Raw genomic sequence first — 403 nt, forward strand, 5'->3', positions numbered from 1 at the left:
GAAGATTGAGGTGAATATAGCGATGCGCCCGCTCCATCAGCCCCATATTGGTCTGTTCGTGACCGCGGTCAGAACTTGTGGAGGATGCAGCGCATGCAACGACCATATCGCCGATCGTCCGTATGATCCGCGGCACCTCCTCCACTGTCAAACTGCTCAGGTTCGCTTCCAGGCCGTTGATATAGCTGACCAGCAATTCAGCCAGACTACCGGAGAAGGCGGTATTGTTGGCGTTCTGCAAAAGGCTCGCGTCACGGGTCAACAGTTCATAGGGCAGGAAGACGAGCACAGCGACTGAATCGGTCATCCGCCCGCGGTACGGATAACCAAGAGACCTGAAAAATATCTCACCCGGGCCGGTCTCCGTTACATGCCGATCGGCCTCGGTCCAGGCCCGGCCGCT

At 57.6% G+C, this 403-nt stretch carries 1 pseudogene; it reads right to left on the reverse strand.

Going from position 1 to position 403, the window contains the following annotated elements:
* Window positions 1–403, reverse strand: a pseudogene (locus AC5ZG1_RS44565) (AraC family transcriptional regulator); the annotation flags it as partial.

The sequence above is a fragment of the Bradyrhizobium sp. Leo78 genome (assembly GCF_059512425.1).